Annotated in this window: 13 protein-coding genes; 4 read left to right on the forward strand and 9 right to left on the reverse strand. The window is 69.2% G+C overall.

What is annotated here, in order from left to right:
- The first annotated feature begins 93 nt into the window (after nt 1–93).
- Nucleotides 94–1932, forward strand: coding sequence for a sensor histidine kinase (locus ACCD06_RS31110; protein ID WP_413346042.1), 1839 nt, complete (start codon nt 94–96; stop codon nt 1930–1932).
- Entirely contained in the window at nt 1905–3245 is a 1341-nt protein-coding gene (locus ACCD06_RS31115) for a sigma-54-dependent transcriptional regulator (RefSeq protein WP_136701829.1), read from the forward strand. Before ACCD06_RS31110 ends, ACCD06_RS31115 begins: the two co-directional genes overlap by 28 nt.
- A gap of 42 nt (nt 3246–3287) precedes the next feature.
- Here the strand turns inward: ACCD06_RS31115 and ACCD06_RS31120 are convergent, their stop codons facing one another.
- From ACCD06_RS31120 to ACCD06_RS31150, 7 genes are all read right to left on the reverse strand, one after another.
- Complete coding sequence (locus tag ACCD06_RS31120) at nt 3288–4223, reverse strand: hypothetical protein (protein WP_413346044.1); 936 nt, start codon at nt 4221–4223, stop codon at nt 3288–3290.
- A gap of 365 nt (nt 4224–4588) precedes the next feature.
- On the reverse strand, nt 4589–5902 hold the full coding sequence (locus ACCD06_RS31125; RefSeq protein WP_413346046.1) for an amidase: 1314 nt from the start codon (nt 5900–5902) through the stop codon (nt 4589–4591).
- A 146-nt stretch (nt 5903–6048) separates the two neighbouring features.
- Entirely contained in the window at nt 6049–6993 is a 945-nt protein-coding gene (locus ACCD06_RS31130; RefSeq protein WP_413346048.1) for a TauD/TfdA dioxygenase family protein, read from the reverse strand.
- Between the two features lie 56 nt (nt 6994–7049).
- On the reverse strand, nt 7050–7916 hold the full coding sequence (locus ACCD06_RS31135; protein WP_413346050.1) for an ABC transporter ATP-binding protein: 867 nt from the start codon (nt 7914–7916) through the stop codon (nt 7050–7052).
- 31 nt (nt 7917–7947) lie between these two features.
- Nucleotides 7948–8733 carry an ABC transporter permease gene (locus ACCD06_RS31140; RefSeq protein WP_413346052.1) on the reverse strand — a complete coding sequence of 262 codons (786 nt, stop codon included), beginning with the start codon at nt 8731–8733 and terminating at the stop codon, nt 7948–7950.
- Nucleotides 8730–9602, reverse strand: a complete 873-nt coding sequence (locus ACCD06_RS31145) for an ABC transporter permease (protein WP_413346054.1) — start codon at nt 9600–9602, stop codon at nt 8730–8732. The genes ACCD06_RS31140 and ACCD06_RS31145 overlap by 4 nt, the downstream gene beginning before the upstream one ends.
- Before the next feature lie 28 nt (nt 9603–9630).
- On the reverse strand, nt 9631–10722 hold the full coding sequence (locus tag ACCD06_RS31150) for an ABC transporter substrate-binding protein (RefSeq protein WP_109156267.1): 1092 nt from the start codon (nt 10720–10722) through the stop codon (nt 9631–9633).
- Between the two features lie 644 nt (nt 10723–11366).
- Here ACCD06_RS31150 and ACCD06_RS31155 point away from each other — a divergent pair.
- Nucleotides 11367–12905 (forward strand): FAD/NAD(P)-binding protein, encoded by a 1539-nt coding sequence (locus tag ACCD06_RS31155; protein ID WP_413346057.1) that lies wholly within the window; start codon nt 11367–11369, stop codon nt 12903–12905.
- 139 nt (nt 12906–13044) lie between these two features.
- Here the strand turns inward: ACCD06_RS31155 and nagE are convergent, their stop codons facing one another.
- Nucleotides 13045–14511, reverse strand: coding sequence for an N-acetylglucosamine-specific PTS transporter subunit IIBC (gene nagE, locus ACCD06_RS31160; protein WP_109156265.1), 1467 nt, complete (start codon nt 14509–14511; stop codon nt 13045–13047).
- Nucleotides 14512–14575: 64 nt separating this feature from the next.
- On the reverse strand, nt 14576–15472 hold the full coding sequence (locus ACCD06_RS31165) for an N-acetylmuramic acid 6-phosphate etherase (RefSeq protein ID WP_413346059.1): 897 nt from the start codon (nt 15470–15472) through the stop codon (nt 14576–14578).
- Between the two features lie 220 nt (nt 15473–15692).
- Between ACCD06_RS31165 and ACCD06_RS31170 the strand changes: the two genes are divergently transcribed.
- Nucleotides 15693–16451, forward strand: coding sequence for a GntR family transcriptional regulator (locus ACCD06_RS31170; RefSeq protein WP_413346061.1), 759 nt, complete (start codon nt 15693–15695; stop codon nt 16449–16451).
- Nucleotides 16452–16481: the final 30 nt, after the last annotated feature.

The following is a 16481-nucleotide window of genomic DNA, read 5'->3' on the forward strand; positions in this document are numbered from 1 at the left end:
GATATCCTGACGGACCGGTCCGGAAGACGGGCGGGCCATGGGACGGGGGCTTCTGCTATGATGCGGCGGCCCCTTCCCCTGCCCGCCTTTTTCATGCCTGTAGCCAGACGTCTCCGCACCATCGGCCTTCTGCTGCCGGCGCTCGCCGGTCTGGCGCTGCTTGCCGGTGTGGTGGGCTTCCGGGTCAGCGAGGGGATGGGGCTCGCCGCCTTGCAGGAGACCGGGCACCACCGCCTCGACCTCTATGCCGAGAGCCTGGAGCGCGAGATCGACAAATACGCCTATTTCCCGGCAACGCTGGGGCTGGAGCGCGACGTCCTCGACCTCGTCACCGGCCGGGCGCCGCTCGCCTGGGGGCTGAACCGCTATCTGGAGCGGCTGAACGAGCGGGCCGGCACCCTGTCGATCTATGTACTGAACCGCCAGGGCCGGGTGCTGGCCGCCAGCAACTGGAACCGTCCCGACAGCTTCATCGGCGAGGACCTGTCCTACCGCCCCTATTTCGTCGAGGCCGCCGCCGGCCGCCAGGGCCGCTTCTTCGGCGTCGGCACCACGCGGGGGCAGGCCGGCTATTATCTGTCCTCGCCCCTGGCGGAGGATGGCGCCATCGTCGGCGTCGCGGTGGTGAAGGTCAGCCTGGAGCAGTTGGAACAAAGCTGGTCGACGGTGGAGGCGCCGGTGCTGGTCACCGACGAGAACGGCGTGGTGATCCTCGCCTCCGTCCCCTCCTGGAAATTCACCACCCTGCGGCCGATGGACGAGCCGACCCGCCGCCATTTCGACCAGACCCTGCAATACAACGCCCGCCCGCTGCCGCCGCTGGGCCTGACGCCGGTCAGCCGGATCGCCGACGATGCCGAACTGGTCCGCCTGCCCCGCCCGGCCGAGGGACAGCTGGAGGAGACGGTCTTCCCGGTCTCCGGCGGCTTCCTGGCCCAGACCGCGCCGCTGCACGGCACCGGCTGGACGATGACCGTGCTGTCGCCGGTGGCGCAGGTGACCGGCATGGCCTGGACCCGCGCCGCTCTTGCCGCGGTGGGCAGCGCCTTCCTCGGCATCCTGCTGCTGATGTGGGTGCAGCGCCGCCGCCACCTGCACGACCTGGAACGCAAGGTGGAGGAGCGCACCCGCAACCTGCGCGCCGCCCAGGACGAGCTTGTCCATGCCGGCAAGCTGGCGGTGATCGGCCAACTCTCCGCCGGTCTGGCGCATGAGCTGAACCAGCCGCTGGCGGCGCTACGCACCCTGTCCGGCAACAGCGTCAAGTTCCTCCAGCGCGGCAATCTGGACGCGGCGCAAGGCAATCTGGAGCGTATCGCCAGTCTGGTCGACACCATGGGCGCCCTGACCAGCCAGCTGAAATCCTTCGCCCGCAAATCCTCCGGCGCCCCCCGCCCGGTGGCGGTGCGCCGGCCGATCGACAACGCGCTGTTCCTGCTGGATCAGCGGCTGCGGCGGTCCGGCGTGACCGTTCGCCTCGATGTGCCGGAGGATGTCGCGGCCCTCTGCGACCCCAACCGGCTGGAGCAGGTGCTGGTCAATCTGGTCGCCAATGGCCTGGACGCGCTGGCCGGGCGCGAGAATGGCAGGTTGACGCTCACCGCCCGGACGGAGGACGGCCGGGTTCGCATCCAGGTGGCCGACAATGGCCCCGGCCTGCCCGCCGACGTCCTTCCCCGCCTGTTCGAGCCCTTCTTCACCACCAAGGAGGCGGCGAAGGACGGAGCGAAGGAGGGCGGCGGCGGGCTCGGCTTGGGGCTTGCCATCTCGGCCGGGATCGTGCGTGACTTCGGCGGCGCCCTGACCGGGGCGAACGGCGCGGATGGCGGAGCGGTCTTCACCGTCGACCTTCCCGCCGCCGCCCTGCCCACCGACCCGACCGCCATCCAGGCCGGAGAGTTTCCATGTCCGACGCTGCCGCCAACGCTCTGAAGGTCCTCATCGTCGAGGATGACCCGAATGTCAGCCTCGGCTGCCAGCAGGCTTTGGAGCTGGAGGACATCCCGACCCAGGCGGTGGACAGCGCGGAGAAGGCCCGCCGGCTGGTGGCCGAGGGCTTCCCCGGCATCGTCGTCACCGACATCCGCCTGCCGGGCATGGACGGGATGGCGCTGCTGGCCGAACTGCTGGCAAGCGACCCGGATCTGCCGGTGGTGCTGATGACCGGCCACGGCGACGTGGCGATGGCGGTGCAGGCGATGAAGCTGGGCGCCCACGACTTCATCGAGAAGCCCTTCTCCCCCGACTATCTGGTCGAGGTGGTGCGCCGCGCCCTGGAAAAGCGCCGCCTGACGCTGGAGGTGCGCGACCTGCGCGCCCGCCTGCAGAACCGCGACAGCATCGAGGCGCGGCTGGTCGGCGGATCGCCGCAGATGGAGCGGGTGCGCCGGCTGATCGGTGAACTCGCCAACTCCGCCGCCGACGTGCTGATCCATGGCGAGACCGGCTCTGGCAAGGAGCTGGCCGCCCGCTGCCTGCACGACGCCAGCCCGCGCCGCGGCGGCAACTTCGTCGCCATCAACTGCGGCGGCCTGCCGGAAAGCCTGATCGACAGCGAGATCTTCGGCCACGAGGCCGGCGCCTTCACCGGGGCCGGGAAGCGCCGCATCGGCAAGGTGGAGCACGCCAATGGCGGCACCCTGTTCCTCGACGAGATCGAGAGCATGCCGATGCCGGTGCAGATCAAGTTCCTGCGCGTGCTTCAGGAACGCACGCTGGAGCGGCTGGGCTCCAACACCCCCGTTCCTGTCGATTGCCGGGTGATCGCCGCGACCAAGGTGGATTTGCGCGAATTGGCCGACCGCGGGCAGTTCCGCGCCGACCTCTATTACCGCCTGAACGTCGCCAACCTGCCCTTGCCGCCGCTGCGCGACCGGCGCGAAGACATTCCGCTGCTGTTCGAGCAGTTCACCCTCCAGGCCGCCGCCCGCCACGGCCGCCCGGTCCCGCCGCCGGATGCCGAGCGCATGCGCCGCCTGATGGCCTACGACTGGCCGGGCAACGTGCGCGAACTGCACAACGTCGCCGACCGCTGCGTGCTCGGCATCGAACAGGGCTTCCCGCCCTTCGCCACCGTCCATCCCGCCGCCGGTCGCCCGCTGGCCGAGGCGGTGGAGGCCTTCGAGCGCGCGTTGATCGCCGACACCCTGCGCCGCACCAACCACAGCCTCGCCCGCGCCGCGGAAGAACTGCAGATCGCCAAGACCACGCTGCACGACAAGATCAGGAAATACGGGCTGTCGTGAAAAGGCTGCGCCCTCCCGTTGAATGGAAGGGCGCAGCGCGAGTCAGGCGGCGGTGCCGAGATGGGCGCCGTCGGTGCCATGGTCATGCATCTGTCCATGGCCGTGGTCGAGGTGCAGCGACTGGACGGTGTCGGCGAATTCGTCGACCGCCGCGACCACCCCGGCGTTGGTGGTGACCGCGCTGTCGCCGGAGGCATAGTGGTTCAGGAAATGCTGCCAGATGGCACTGCCGCTGTCGACCCCACCCTGACCGCCGGCGGCATCCGTCGAGCCCGTGGTGCCGGAGCCGTCATGCTGAGCGATCAGACGGTCGTGCCAATGCGGGGCATTGCCGGTCTTTGCGTCGTCCGCCGCCGTTGAGGTGTTTTCCGTGGCGGTGGAGGTGCCGGTGGAGGGCTTGGCGTCCGCCGTCGTGTCGGTCGTCCCGGCATGGCCGGAATTATGGCCGGAGGCGTCGGTCAGGTGCTCCTGGTGCAGCACGGCGCGAACCTGCTGCAGCACGCCTTGAACGGTGGCGGTGGTTTCGCCGGTGGCGTCGGCCAGAACCTTCACCAGCGGACCGGCCGGCGGCTGGTGCGTGGACGAGTCGGCGGTCTTATGGCTGGCCGCATCGGTGGGCGTCTTGTCGGTCGAGGCAGTATCCGTGGCTGCCGAATCCGTGGCCGCCTTGTCCGTACCCGTCGTGTCGGTCGTGCCGCCGGTCGTGCCGGTCTTGGCCTCGGCAATCGCGTGTTCGACCGCGACATAGGCGGCCTTCAGTTCGGCGATGGCGCTGTCGGACAGCGTCGGCGTGCCATGCTGGGCGGTGATGTCGGTGGTGCCGCCAGCGGAGGCGTCGCTCTGGGTGTCCTGGTGCAGAGGCTGGTGGGCTCGGAACTCGGCAACTGCGCTGTCGGAGGTCGCGACGGAAGAGGTCGGGCCGGTGGCAGCCTTGGACATCACGGACTTGAGCGAATCAGTGGCGAAGTTGTTAGCCATAAGTAGTCTCCAAACATTTCAGCTGATTGCCACCCGGATTTTCAGCGCCAATATTTCCGGCGCAACCGGATGGCTACCGGCCGTCATCATCGACGGCGTTCAGCTCTCGTCTGCAGTCCTCATCGGACCGCACGGAGACAATAGGCGGTGACTTTATGCGAAATGAACCGGATTCTGTCCTGTACCCACTCTTTGCCACCGCTTGTGACGATGAGTGGTCATTTGGGAGTCATGAAGCGGTTATTTATGAATTTTAGTTCATGCTCTTCAGCAACGACACACGTCCTCACCAGTGATACGTGCGGAACCGGGATTCCTGCGCGGAAAATTCCCGGCCCCACGTTGGTCACATCCTCACCCGGGGATCACCCCCGCAGCGCAGCTTCGATTCCGGCGGCGATGCCCAGCAGGCTGCGGTCGCTGCCGCGCCGCCCCATCGCCATCAGCCCGACCGGCAGGCCGTCGGTCGGCACCGGCAGGGAAATGGCCGGCAGGTCGACCAGGTTGGCGACGCGGGTGTTGCGCAGCAGCGCCAGATTGACGCGGTGGAAGGCCGCATCCTCCAGCACGTCGGCAATGGCGGGCGCGGTCATCGGCACGGTCGGCAGCAGCAGGACCGGATGGCGGGTCAGCCGCTCGTCCATCAGCCGGATCAGTTCGGCGCGCCGGCGCAGCATGCGGACATAATCGGCGGCGGGTGCCTTGCCACCGGCCTCGATCCGCGCGCGGGTCTTCGGATCGATGCCGTCGAGCGCCGTGATGCCGAGATCGGCCAGCGTCGCCGCCAGCTCGATGGCGGTGAAGACGCCGATGCGGTCCAACTCCGCGAGCGCCTCCAATTCCGCCTCGATGGAGCCGTCCGCGATGTGGGCGCCGGCCGCGCGCAGCCGGTCCAGCGCCGCCTCGAACGCAGCGGCGACCGCAGGCTCGACGCCGTCGAACAATCGCCCGCGCGGCACCAGGAAGGACTGTCCGGCAACCGGCAGCGCGGCCAGTGGCGCCATGTCGCCGTCGGAAAGCACGCTGTCCAGCAAGGCCGCATCGGCAACGGTCGCGGCGATCGGGCCGATGACGTCCAGTGTCGGCGACAGTGGGAACGCCCCTTCGGCCGGCAGGCGCCCGGCGGACGGCTTGAAGCCGACGGCGCCGGACAACGCTGCCGGAATGCGCAGCGAGCCGCCGGTGTCGCTGCCCAGCGCGATCTCCGCCATGCCGTCGGCCACCGAGATCACCGCCCCGGAGGACGAGCCGCCCGGCACCCGCGAGCGGTCATGCGGATTGCCGGGATTGCCGTAATGGGGGTTGATGCCGACGGCGGAAAAGGCGAATTCCGTCATGTGGGTCCGGCCGACGATGACCGCGCCCGCCGCCCGCAGCCGGGCCACCGCCCGGGCGTCGCGCGCCGCAGCCGGCCGGCCGCGCAGGATGGCGGACCCGGCCGCCGTGGTGTCGCCCGCCACGTCGAACAGCGTCTTGACCGAGACGATGCGCCCATCGAGCGGCCCCAGCGGCCGGCCCTGGGCGGCGCGGTGGTCACTGGCCATGGCGGCGGCGCGCGCCTCCTCCGCATAGACTTCGGTGAACACCAGGGAGCCCTGCCGCTCCGGATCGGCAATCCGGGAGAGGGCGGCCTCCAGCCGGTCGGAAGCGGAAGAGCGGGCGGTGGGCGACACGGACATGGCAGCCTCCTGACGGGACATGGGACGACGTGCGCATCGGCGGTGCGCGCCATCGCATGTGCCACATCGGCGCCGGATTGGCGACCTTGATGATGGCGGCGGGGCGGAGGCCGTGGCGAATGCCGCGGCCCGCGCCCCAAGCCATATCACGCCGCGGCGGCGTTCGCCTGGACGACCGAGCGGGAGAAGCTGCGGCGGCCGCCGACCGCCACGGGGGCCGCGCCGGCGACCGTCACGCGGCGGACGACGCGCGGCTGGTCGTCATAGTCGTCGACGGCGCGGTGCTGGGTGGTGCGGTTGTCCCACACGGCCACGTCGCCGGGGCTCCAGCGCCAGCGCACCACATTCTCCGGCCGGGTGGCGTGACCCTGGAACAGATCCAGCAGCAGGCGGGAATCGGTGCTGGTCAAGCCGGCGATCCTCTGAGCGAAATGGCCGAGAATGAGCGCCTTCACGCCGCTTTCCGAATGAACATGGACCAGCGGATGCTCCGTCTCATAGCGGGTGGAGGTGAAGACGGTCTGGTAGCGATGCAGCGCCTGCTCCGACCGGTTCTGGCGGTCGCCGACATAATCGTAGACGTTGGAGTGCACCACCCACAGCTTCTCCGCCAGTTCGCGCAGCGGCTCCGGCAGTTCGTTGTAGGCGGACACATTGTCGGCCCACATGGTGTCACCGCCGCGCCGGGGCGCCACGACGCTGCGCAGGATGGAAATGGACGGGTAATCCGGCACGAAGGTGACGTCGGCATGCCAGGAGCTGGCGCGCTCGCCCCGGCTGCCGTCGACGTCCAGCACATGCTCCGTCCCGGCCAGCGACGGCACGGTGGGGTGGGAAACCAGATCGCCGAACAGCCGGCCGAAGGCCTCCTGCTCGGCCTCGTCCAGATGGGTCTGGCCGCGGAAGAACAGGACCTTGTGCTCGGTCAGCGCCTGCCGGATGGCGTGGACGGTGGCGGGCTGCAGGTCGCCGGACAGGCGGAAGCCATGCACCTCCGCGCCGATGCGCCCGCCGATGGGACGGATGTCGAGGCCGAAGCCGGCCGGCGAGGTCTCGGAACGGGTGGCGACGTCGGCGGTCAGAGTCGTCATGATGAGATGATCCTTGGTTGGTTGTCGGACTTGTGATTGGGCGGGAATTACGCGGGTCAGGCGGCTCGCCGGACGGGCGTCTGTGCATGTCCGGCGCCGAGTTCGGCCAGCACGGCCTCGCGCAGGCGGACGAAGGTCGGATCGACGCGATCGTGCCCATGGCCATGGTGCGGGCTGCCGCTGCCATCTTCCGCCGCAGGCAGGCGGCCGGACGGGATGATGCTGGCGATCCGGCCGGGACGCGGGTGCATGACCACCACGCGGTCGCCCAGATACAGCGCCTCCTCCACGTCGTGGGTGACGAGGATGGCGGTGATGCCCTCCGCCCGGACGATGCGCAGAAGTTCGGCTTGCAAGTGGCTGCGGGTCAGCGCGTCGAGCGCGCCGAAGGGCTCGTCAAGCAGCAGGATGCGCGGGCGGTTGACCAGGGCGCGGGCGATGGCGACCCGCTGCGACATGCCGCCGGACAATTGCGATGGATAGGCCCCGGCAAAGGCGCCCAGCCCCACCAGCTCCAGATGCTCCCGCACCAGACGGCGCTTGTCCGCGGCGGGACGGTTCGATTTCAGCAGACCCAGCGCGACATTCTCCTCGGCCGTCAGCCAGGGGAACAGGCGGTGTTCCTGGAAGACGATGGCGCGGTCCAGACCCGGGCCGGCGATGGGACGGCCGTCCAGACGGATGTCGCCGTCGAACTGCCGCTCCAGCCCGACGATCAGGCGCAGCAGGGTCGACTTGCCGCAGCCGGACGCGCCGACGATGGAGACGAACTCACCCGGCGCCACCGACAGGTCGATGTCCTGCAAGGCGGTGAACGGAGTGCCGGACACGCGATAGCGCTTGGTCAGTCCGCGGATCTCCAGCGCGCCGCGTGCCGTGGCGTGGTGGATGGAGTGATGGCTTGGTCGAATGATGTCGGCCATGACGGGAACGCTCCTTATCAGGCTCAGGGACTTAAGCTCGGCGGCGCCAGCGCAGGGCGCGCGCTTCCAGCCGGGTGGCAAGGGTGTTGAGGGCGAGGCCGATCAGCCCCAGCAGCAGGACGCCGAGCAGGACGAGGTCCATGTGGAAATGCTCGCGCCCTTCGGTCATCAGCCCGCCGATGCCCGGACCGACGGTCATGAAATATTCGGCGCCGACGGTGGCGAGCCAGGCATTGATCAGGCCCAGATGAAGCCCGGCGAAGATGGCGGGCAGCGCCGCCGGCAGCGCGACCAGCCGCAAGGTCCGCCAGCGGCCGAACTCCAGCACGCGGGCGACCTCCGCCAGCTTTGGCGGCGCGGCGCGGGCACCTTCCCATGTGTTGACCACGACAGGCGTGAAGGCGGCGAGCGCGATGAAGGCGATCTTCGCGTCCTCCCCCACCCCGAACCACACCGAGATCAGCGGGATCCAGGCGAAGATCGCGATCTGCTTGACGGCGTTGAAGCTGGGCCCGATCAGCCGGTCGGCCAGCCGCGACAGGCCGAGCAGCAATCCGACCAGGATCCCGGCGAGGCTGCCGATGGTGAAGCCGGCGATGTCGCGGGCCAGGCTGGCCGCCACATCGACGGCAAGCCGCCCCTCGGCCAGCTCCTGCCCCGCACGCCCGGCGACGGTCAGCAGCGACGGCAGAAGCTTCGGATCGACAAGGCCGCTGCGGCTGGCGGCTTCCCACCCGGCCAGCAGGGCCAGCACGGGAATCAGACCATGGAGACGGCGCGAGACGCGGAATGCGGCGGGATGGTCGAGCGTGCTCATGATCCGGCCAGCTCCCAGCGTTGCAGGCGGCGCTCGACCCGGGAAAGGGTCCAGTCCAGTGCAAAGCCGATCAACCCGACCACCAGCATCGCGGCGATCACCATGTCCAGCTGGAACAGCTGGCGGCCCCACACCATCAGGTATCCCAGCCCCTCCGACGAGGCGAGCAGCTCCACCGCCACCAGCGCCAGCCACGCGCTGGTCAGGCCATAGCGTATGCCGGTGAAGATCGACGGCACCGCCGCCGGCAGGACGATCCGCGTCAGCGTCGCCCAGGGGCCGAAGGTCAGGACCGACCCGACCTCCCGCAGGCCGTCGGGAACATTGCGGATGCCCTTGTGGGTGTTCAGCGCCACGGGGATCAGGGCCGCCTTGGCGATGATGAGCAGCTTCAGCCCCTCGTCGATGCCGACCAGCAGCATCAGAACCGGGATCCAGCCCAATGGCGGCACCTGGGCCAGCGCGGTGAAGAGCGGCTCGACGGTCCAGCGCACCCGCTGCGACAAGCCCATGGCGATGCCCAGCAACAACCCCGCCGCTCCACCGAGCGCGAAGCCCTCCACCACGCGCAGCAGGCTGATGCGGGTGTGGAACCACAGGTCGCCGCTGTCGGCGAGATCGGCCAGCGTGGCGGCCACCTGATCCGGTGCCGGCAGGATCTGGGCCGGCAGCCAGCCGAAATGCGACGACAGCGTCCACATTCCCAACAGGGCCGCCGGGAAGACCAGGGCCGAAAGGGCGGTCAGCGTGGGCCGCAGGACGGCGGCGGCCGGCTTCGGGTTACCATCATCCACCCGCAGGTCGAGGCGTCCGTTGCCGGCGATCCGGGCGGCTTCATAGGCGCCACGGCTCAGTTCGAGGTTCGTCATGGGGCGAACTCCTCCGATCGGTGGGGCGTTACTTCGCCGCCGTCTGCTGATGCCCCTTGGCGTCGTAGCGCTTCCAGGTGCCGGCCAGCCCCAGCTCGGCCACGGCGCGGTCGACATAGGCGGGCTCGAACCAGCCGTCGATCTGCACGTCGCTGCGCACCAGCCGGTAGCCCTTGGCCCGTTCCGCCTGATCGCGGTAGGCGGCGACGAGGAAGTCGTCGATCAGCGGGCTGTTGCGGTAGCCCAGCGCCTGTCCTTCGAAATCGGCGCGGAAGGTCTCGGCCGGAACGCCGGACTTGGCCCATTCCCCGAACAGCGCCTCGCGGTTGGCCTCGTCCGACGCCCAGGCCGCCGCCTTCACCAGCGCCTTCACCACGCGGTAGGTGATATCGGGATGCGCCTTCTCGAACGCCTCCGTCACCAGCAGGTGGGAATGGCGGGTGAAGGTCGGGTCGTCGCCGCGGGTGCTGTAGACGACCTTGGCGACGCCCTGGCCGTCGAGCGCCAGATAATCGGCCTGCCCGAACGCCGCGTCGATGTCGCCGGTGGCGAGTGCGGCCGTGGCGGTGGCGAAGTCCATGTTGATGAATTTCACGTCGCGCTCGGTCAGGCCATGGGCGGCCAGCACCTTGTCGGTCGCCAGCTGCAGGTTGGTGCCGCGGAACTGCGCCACCTTGCGGCCTTTCAGATCGGCGATGGACCGGATGCCCGCCTTCGGCGTCACCGCCAGATAAAGGTTCGACCGCAGGCCGCTCGCCGCCAGAATTCTGGTCTTCAGCCCGTTCGATCGGCCGACCAGCGACGGCAGGTCGCCTTGCAGGGCGAAATCGAGCTGATCGTTGGCGATCGCCTCGTTCACCGCGGGACCGGCGCCCTTGAAGAAGGACCAGTCGAGTTTGACGTCGGGGTCGTTCCTGAACTCCTCCGCCAGGATTCCCCTGGAATGCAGGATTGCCGCGGTGTTGCCGCTGCCGAACTGGCGGTTGCCCACCCCGACCTGGGCGAAGCCGAAGCGGATGGTGACCGGTTCGGCCACGGCGCTTCCGGCGACGGTGACGGCCGTCAGCACGGCGGCAGCGGCCAGGACCGAGCGGGCGATCCGTTTTGTGAATTGTTTCATGGACTGACCACCTTTAAAATCGGTGCAGGTCTCCCGGTGCGGCGCAAAGGATCGCGCACGCCGTCACGGCAAAAGCCGGGGGTAAGCACAGCCACGGAATGCGGGGCTGCGTCCGGGAACCGGGAAGGATTGGATCGGCGGGGCGCCCGGCGTCAGGCGCTCACCATCAGGCCCGTCGCGTCAGGCGCGACAGGTACAGCGCGCCATCGGCGCGGCTGGAGCGACAGGCGGCATGATGGAAAACTGGAATGCGACCATGGACATATCCGGTCACTCCTTCGACGAATCCACGATCGGGATCGTGGCGCTTTAGCGTTTGGTGACGCGGCGCAAGCTGCGATTCAAATTGCCGCGGCGGCTCCGGAAGCGGGCTCGCCTCTATTCTCTACAGTTCTGGTGGACTATGAGTCAACGTGGAAAAACCAATCTGTGTGAAAATAAACTGAATCCTACTTTGGTAATGGTATTTGCCGTTCGGCCGATGGCGCGTGTCCGGACCCTGTGATATGCAGGAGAGAACGAAGCGGACCGAGCAGACACACGGCCGACGCGAAACCCCGCACCCGATCACGGATTGACGGACCTGGGGAGCAGCCGCCAACGGCCGGCCTTTTCCGGAATGACTCACGGAAGGACGGACTTCGATGCCTGCAACGCCTCACTTCCATCCGCCCGGCGGCAGCGCGCCGGACAGTTTCCACCAACCCCGCCAGATCGCTGTCGTCGGCGCCGGCTTCACCGGCAGCCTGCTGGCGGCCCATCTGCTGCGCGGTGCCCGGGCGCCGCTGGTGGTCCATCTGATCGAATACGGCCACCGGCCGGGGACCGGCGTCGCCTATTCGACCCCGAACGGCACGCATGTGCTGAACGTCCGCGCCTACAACATGAGCGCCTATCCCGACGACCCGCGCCATTTTCTGCGCTGGCTGTGGAGCCGGGCGGATGGGCCGGTGCCGGACCAGCCGCCCAGCGGCCATGCCTTCGTCTCCCGCGCGCTGTATGGCGCCTATATCCAGGATGTCCTGGCGGAGGCACAGGCAGAGGCTCCCGCCCATGCCCGCCTGAACCAGATCCGCGGCGAGGCGGTGGACGTTCGCACCGAGACCTCCTCCGGCAACCGGCCGGCGGTGCATGTCCGCCTCGGCGACGGACGGGTGGTCAGCGCCGACACGGCGGCCCTGTGCATCGGCAATTTCCCGCCCTCTCCACCCTGTCTGGCATCCCCGACGGCGGCGGAGGCCTTCGCGTCGGAGCGCTTCATCGGCGACCCGTGGGATGCCGCCGCCATCGCCAGGATCGACGGGCAAGCCGCCGTCGCGATCCTCGGCACCGGCCTGACCATGGTGGACACGGTTCTGACGCTGCTCGACCAGGGGCACCGCGGTCCGATCACCGCCGTGTCGCGCCGCGGCCTGCTGCCGCTGCGGCATGAGGAGACGCGGCCCTACACCTCGTTCCTCCATCCCGACGTGCTGCCCAGCACGGTTCTGGACGTGCTGATCGCCCTGAAGGCCGACGCGCGGCGGGCCGCGGCTGCCGGCTATGACTGGCGGTCGGCCTTCGATGCGCTGCGGCCTCACCACCACCGCATCTGGGCGCATCTGCCGATGGAGGAACGCCAGCGCTTCCTCCGCCACGCCCGCCCCTTCTGGGAGGTGCACCGCCACCGCATGGCGCCGCAGGTCGCCGACCGCATCGCCGCCGCCCGTGCCGGCGGACAATTGAGCATCCTGCCCGGTCGCTTGAAGGACGCGGCCCTCATCGCCGATGGGCTGGAGCTGACCGTCGTCGAGCGCGGCGGCGGGAGGGAGCGGCTGCTGACGGCGGGCGCGCTGATCAACGCCACCGGCACCAACTGCGACTACACCCGCATCCGCCATCCCCTGGTGCGCTCGCTGCTCGACCGTGGCATTGCGCGGCCGGATGCCTTGCGGCTGGGGCTGGACGTGACGGAAGGCGGTGCGGTGATCGCTGCCGACGGCACCCCCTCCCCGCGCCTGCTCGCCTTTGGTCCAGTCGCCAAGGCCCCCTTCTGGGAGATGACCGCCGTGCCGGAACTGCGCAGCCGATGCGCCGAAGCCGCCCGCCGGATTCTGGACGGGCTGGATGCCGGAACGATGGTCGGCCAAGCGGCTCTGCCCGGCATGACGGCGCCTGAGTTCCCGGAACCGCGACGGGTTTGAGCGGACGGAAGGGCCACCGGCCAGTTGCTCGGCACTGTCCGCCACGGATAAAGCCGGGCGATTGAGCACAGCATGAAAAAGCCCCGGCCTCATCGGAGGACCGGGGCTTTTCGTCAGACCGGCTTTCTTGGCCCGGCGCTCAGACCCGCAATCCCGCCGATGCGTTCAGCGAGTCCTGGATCTCGCCCGCCAACTGGTCGGCGATCGGGCCGACGATGACCTGTACCGAGTTGGCCGTCGGCTTCACCACGCCGCGCGCACCGATCCGCTTCAACGCCGCCTCGTCGATGCGGCCGGCATCGGCGACGCTCAGGCGCAGGCGGGTGGTGCAGGCCTCCACCGAGCGCAGGTTGCCGGCCCCGCCCAGTGCGGCGACATAGGCGCCGGCCCGGTCGCTGGTCACCGCGACCGGCGCGGCGGCGGGACGGACGCCCTCGGCGGCCGGCGCCTGACCGGCGGGAACGGCGACATCGTCGCGGCCCAGCGTCTTCAGATCGAAGCGCTGGATGACGAAGCGGAACAGCCCGTAATAGACGGCGAAGTACACCGCCCCCACCGGCAGAAGCAGGATCGGGTTGGTCGCCTTGCCGTAATTCAGCACATAGTCGAACAGCCCGGCCGAGAAACCGAAGCCGAGTTTCACGTTCAGCACGTCCATCAGCACCATCGACAGGCCGGTCAGCACGGCATGGACGGCGAACAGCACCGGCGCCAGGAACATGAAGGCGAATTCCACCGGCTCCGTCACCCCGGTCAGGAAGGCGGTCAGCGCCATCGACAGCAGCACGCCGCCGACCGCGGCGCGGTTCTCCGGCTTGGCGGTGTGGTACATGGCGAGGCAGGCGGCCGGCAGGCCGAACATCATCACCGGGAAAAAGCCCGCCATGAAGGCGCCGGCCGTCGGATCGCCCTTGAAGAAGCGGTTCAGGTCGCCGGTGACGCCCTGGTAATCGCCCAGCAGGAACCACGCGATGTTGTTGATGATGTGGTGCAGGCCGGTGATGATGAGGATGCGGTTCAGCACGCCGTACAGGAACAGGCCGAACTCGCCCAGCCCAAGCACGCCGGTGGTCAGCGCGCTCAAGCCCGAATCGACGATGGGCCAGCCATAGCCGAAGACCAGCGCAATCCCCAGCGCCGCCAGACCGGTGACGATGGGCACGAAGCGCCGCCCGCCGAAGAAGGCGAGATAGTCCGGCAGCTTGATGTCCTTGTATTTGTTATAGAGCTGGCCGGCGATGATGCCGATCAGGATGCCGACCGGAATGCTGATGCGGCTCGACATCTTCGCCACCAGCTCGGGCGCGACGCCGCTCAGCACCACGGCACCCTTCACCGCCACGAAATACCCCACCGCGCCGGCCAGACCTGCGGCCCCGTGGTTCTCCCGCGCGAAGCCGATGGCGATGCCTACGGCGAACAGGACGCCCAGGTTGGAGAAGACGGCGTCGCCCGCCGCGGCGATGAAGGCGATGTTCAGCAGGTCGGGCTGGCCGATGCGCAGCAGCAGCCCGGCGATGGGCAGCACGGCGATCGGCAGCATCAACGCCCGCCCAAGCCTCTGGACGCCCGAGAAGCGGTCGCCCGGCAAACGATCAGCAGACATTCGGACGTCTCCCAGTGAAGCGGGCTCCGGCCTCAGGGTGCCGGGCCTGTCGTGTTGGTCATTATCAAGTGGTTGATTTGGCACGCTCCATCGCCCGGCGCAGGTTGCCGCCGGTCTCGGTCAGCAGCCGGTCGATGTCGGCCCCATCCAGCCCGGCCAGCCCCAGCACGGCGCGGCGCACATCGCCATGCCGCTCCAGCGCCGCACCGGCAGCATCCTCGTCGACGCCGGCGATGCGGGCGACCATGACGGTGCAGCGGCGGCGGAGCTTGGCGTTCTCCGGCCGGACATTGATCATCAGGTTGTCGTAGACGTTGCCGAGCGCCGTCATGACGCCGGTCGAAAACAGGTTCAGCACCACCTTCTGTGCCGTCCCGGCGCCGAGCCGGGTGGAGCCGGCGATCACCTCCGCCCCCGTCGCGGTCAGCACCGGATGCTCCACCGCTTCCAGCAGGGGCGAGCCGGCGCTGCTGGCGATGCCCATGGTCAGCGCCCCCGCCTCCCGCGCGACGCGCAGGACGCCGACGGTGTAGGCGCTGGCCCCGCTGGCCGACAGCCCGACGACCACATCGGCGGCGGAAATCCCCGCCCGGCCGGCATCGGCGCGCCCGGCCCCCTCGTCATCCTCCGCCGCCCCGGCCAGCCCGCGCGACAGATCGAGCCCGCCGGCGATCAGCAGCACCAGACGATCCGCCGGCCAATCGAAGGTCGGCCCCAGGTCCAGCCCATCCAGCGCGGCGACCATCGCCGACGACCCGGCCCCGGCATAGATCAGCCGGCCCTGCCCGCCGGACAGACGCCCGGCCGCGGCCTCCACCGCGGCGGCGACCAAGGGCAATGCCGGAACGCAAGATGCCAGCGCCCGCGTCTGCCCTTCCCAAAGCGCCGTCATCAGTTCGGCGGCCGGCCACACGTCCAGCCGGCTGTACCGGTTCGCCGCATCCTCGGTGCCGCTTGCCATTCCCCGGCTCCGCTGTCGCTCCGGCACATGGACCGGAGGTTGGTGATGTCTGGTTGGTGGTATTAGATTGGACTGTATGCGCAGAATACCAAAATCCGGACATTCCGCAATCTGAAACTGGTCACAATCGTGCGCGGCACCGCGGGCTGCCGCCCGGGCCTGTTGCCCAAAGGCCTTTCAGTGGTATCATGCCGGTCCCGGAGCACTGGAGTGGTTGCCGATGTCCACCGCCGCCCCCGCGGCCCCGTTCGACCCCGCCGCCCTGTCGGATGCGCTGCCCCTGCCGCTGTATCTGCAGTTGGCGCGGCATCTGCGGACGCTGATCGTCGAAGGCCGGCTGACCGACCAGGACGCCCTGCCCGGTGAACGGGAGCTGGCGGAAACCTTCGGCGTGTCGCGCGTCACCGTGCGCAAGGCGCTCCGCGAACTGATCGCGGAGGGGCTGCTACACCAGCGCCAGGGCGCCGGCACCTTCATCAACCGCAGCCCCCATGTCGAACAGCGCCTGTCCGCCCTGACCAGCTTCACCGAGGACATCGGCGGGCGCGGCCTGAAGCCGGATTCACGCTGGCTCAGCCGCTCCGTCGCCACCGCGACGCCGGAGGAGGCGATGGCGCTGGGCCTGCGTCCAGGGGCGGAGGTGGTGCGGCTGCACCGGCTGCGGCTGGCCGACGGCACCCCGCTCGCCATCGAACTCAGCGCCCTGCCGACCAGCTTCCTGCCCGACCCGGATCTGGTGCAGGGGTCCCTGTACGAGACGTTGCGCGCACGGGGTTATCCGCCGTTCCGGGCGCTGCAACGCTTGTCTGCCATTCGCCTGCCGACGGATCAGGCGACGCTTCTGGGGGTTCCGGACGGCGCCCCAGCCCTCTACATTGAGCGCCGCACCTTCCTGGAGAACGGAACCCCGCTGGAGTTCGTCCGTTCCCACTACCGCGGCGACGCCTATGACTTCGTCGTGGAGCTGTCGCTGGTCTGATCCCCCCGGACCATTCCGTTCCCTGCAAGA

The sequence above is a fragment of the Azospirillum sp. CT11-132 genome (assembly GCF_047302835.1).
GTDB lineage: Bacteria > Pseudomonadota > Alphaproteobacteria > Azospirillales > Azospirillaceae > Azospirillum.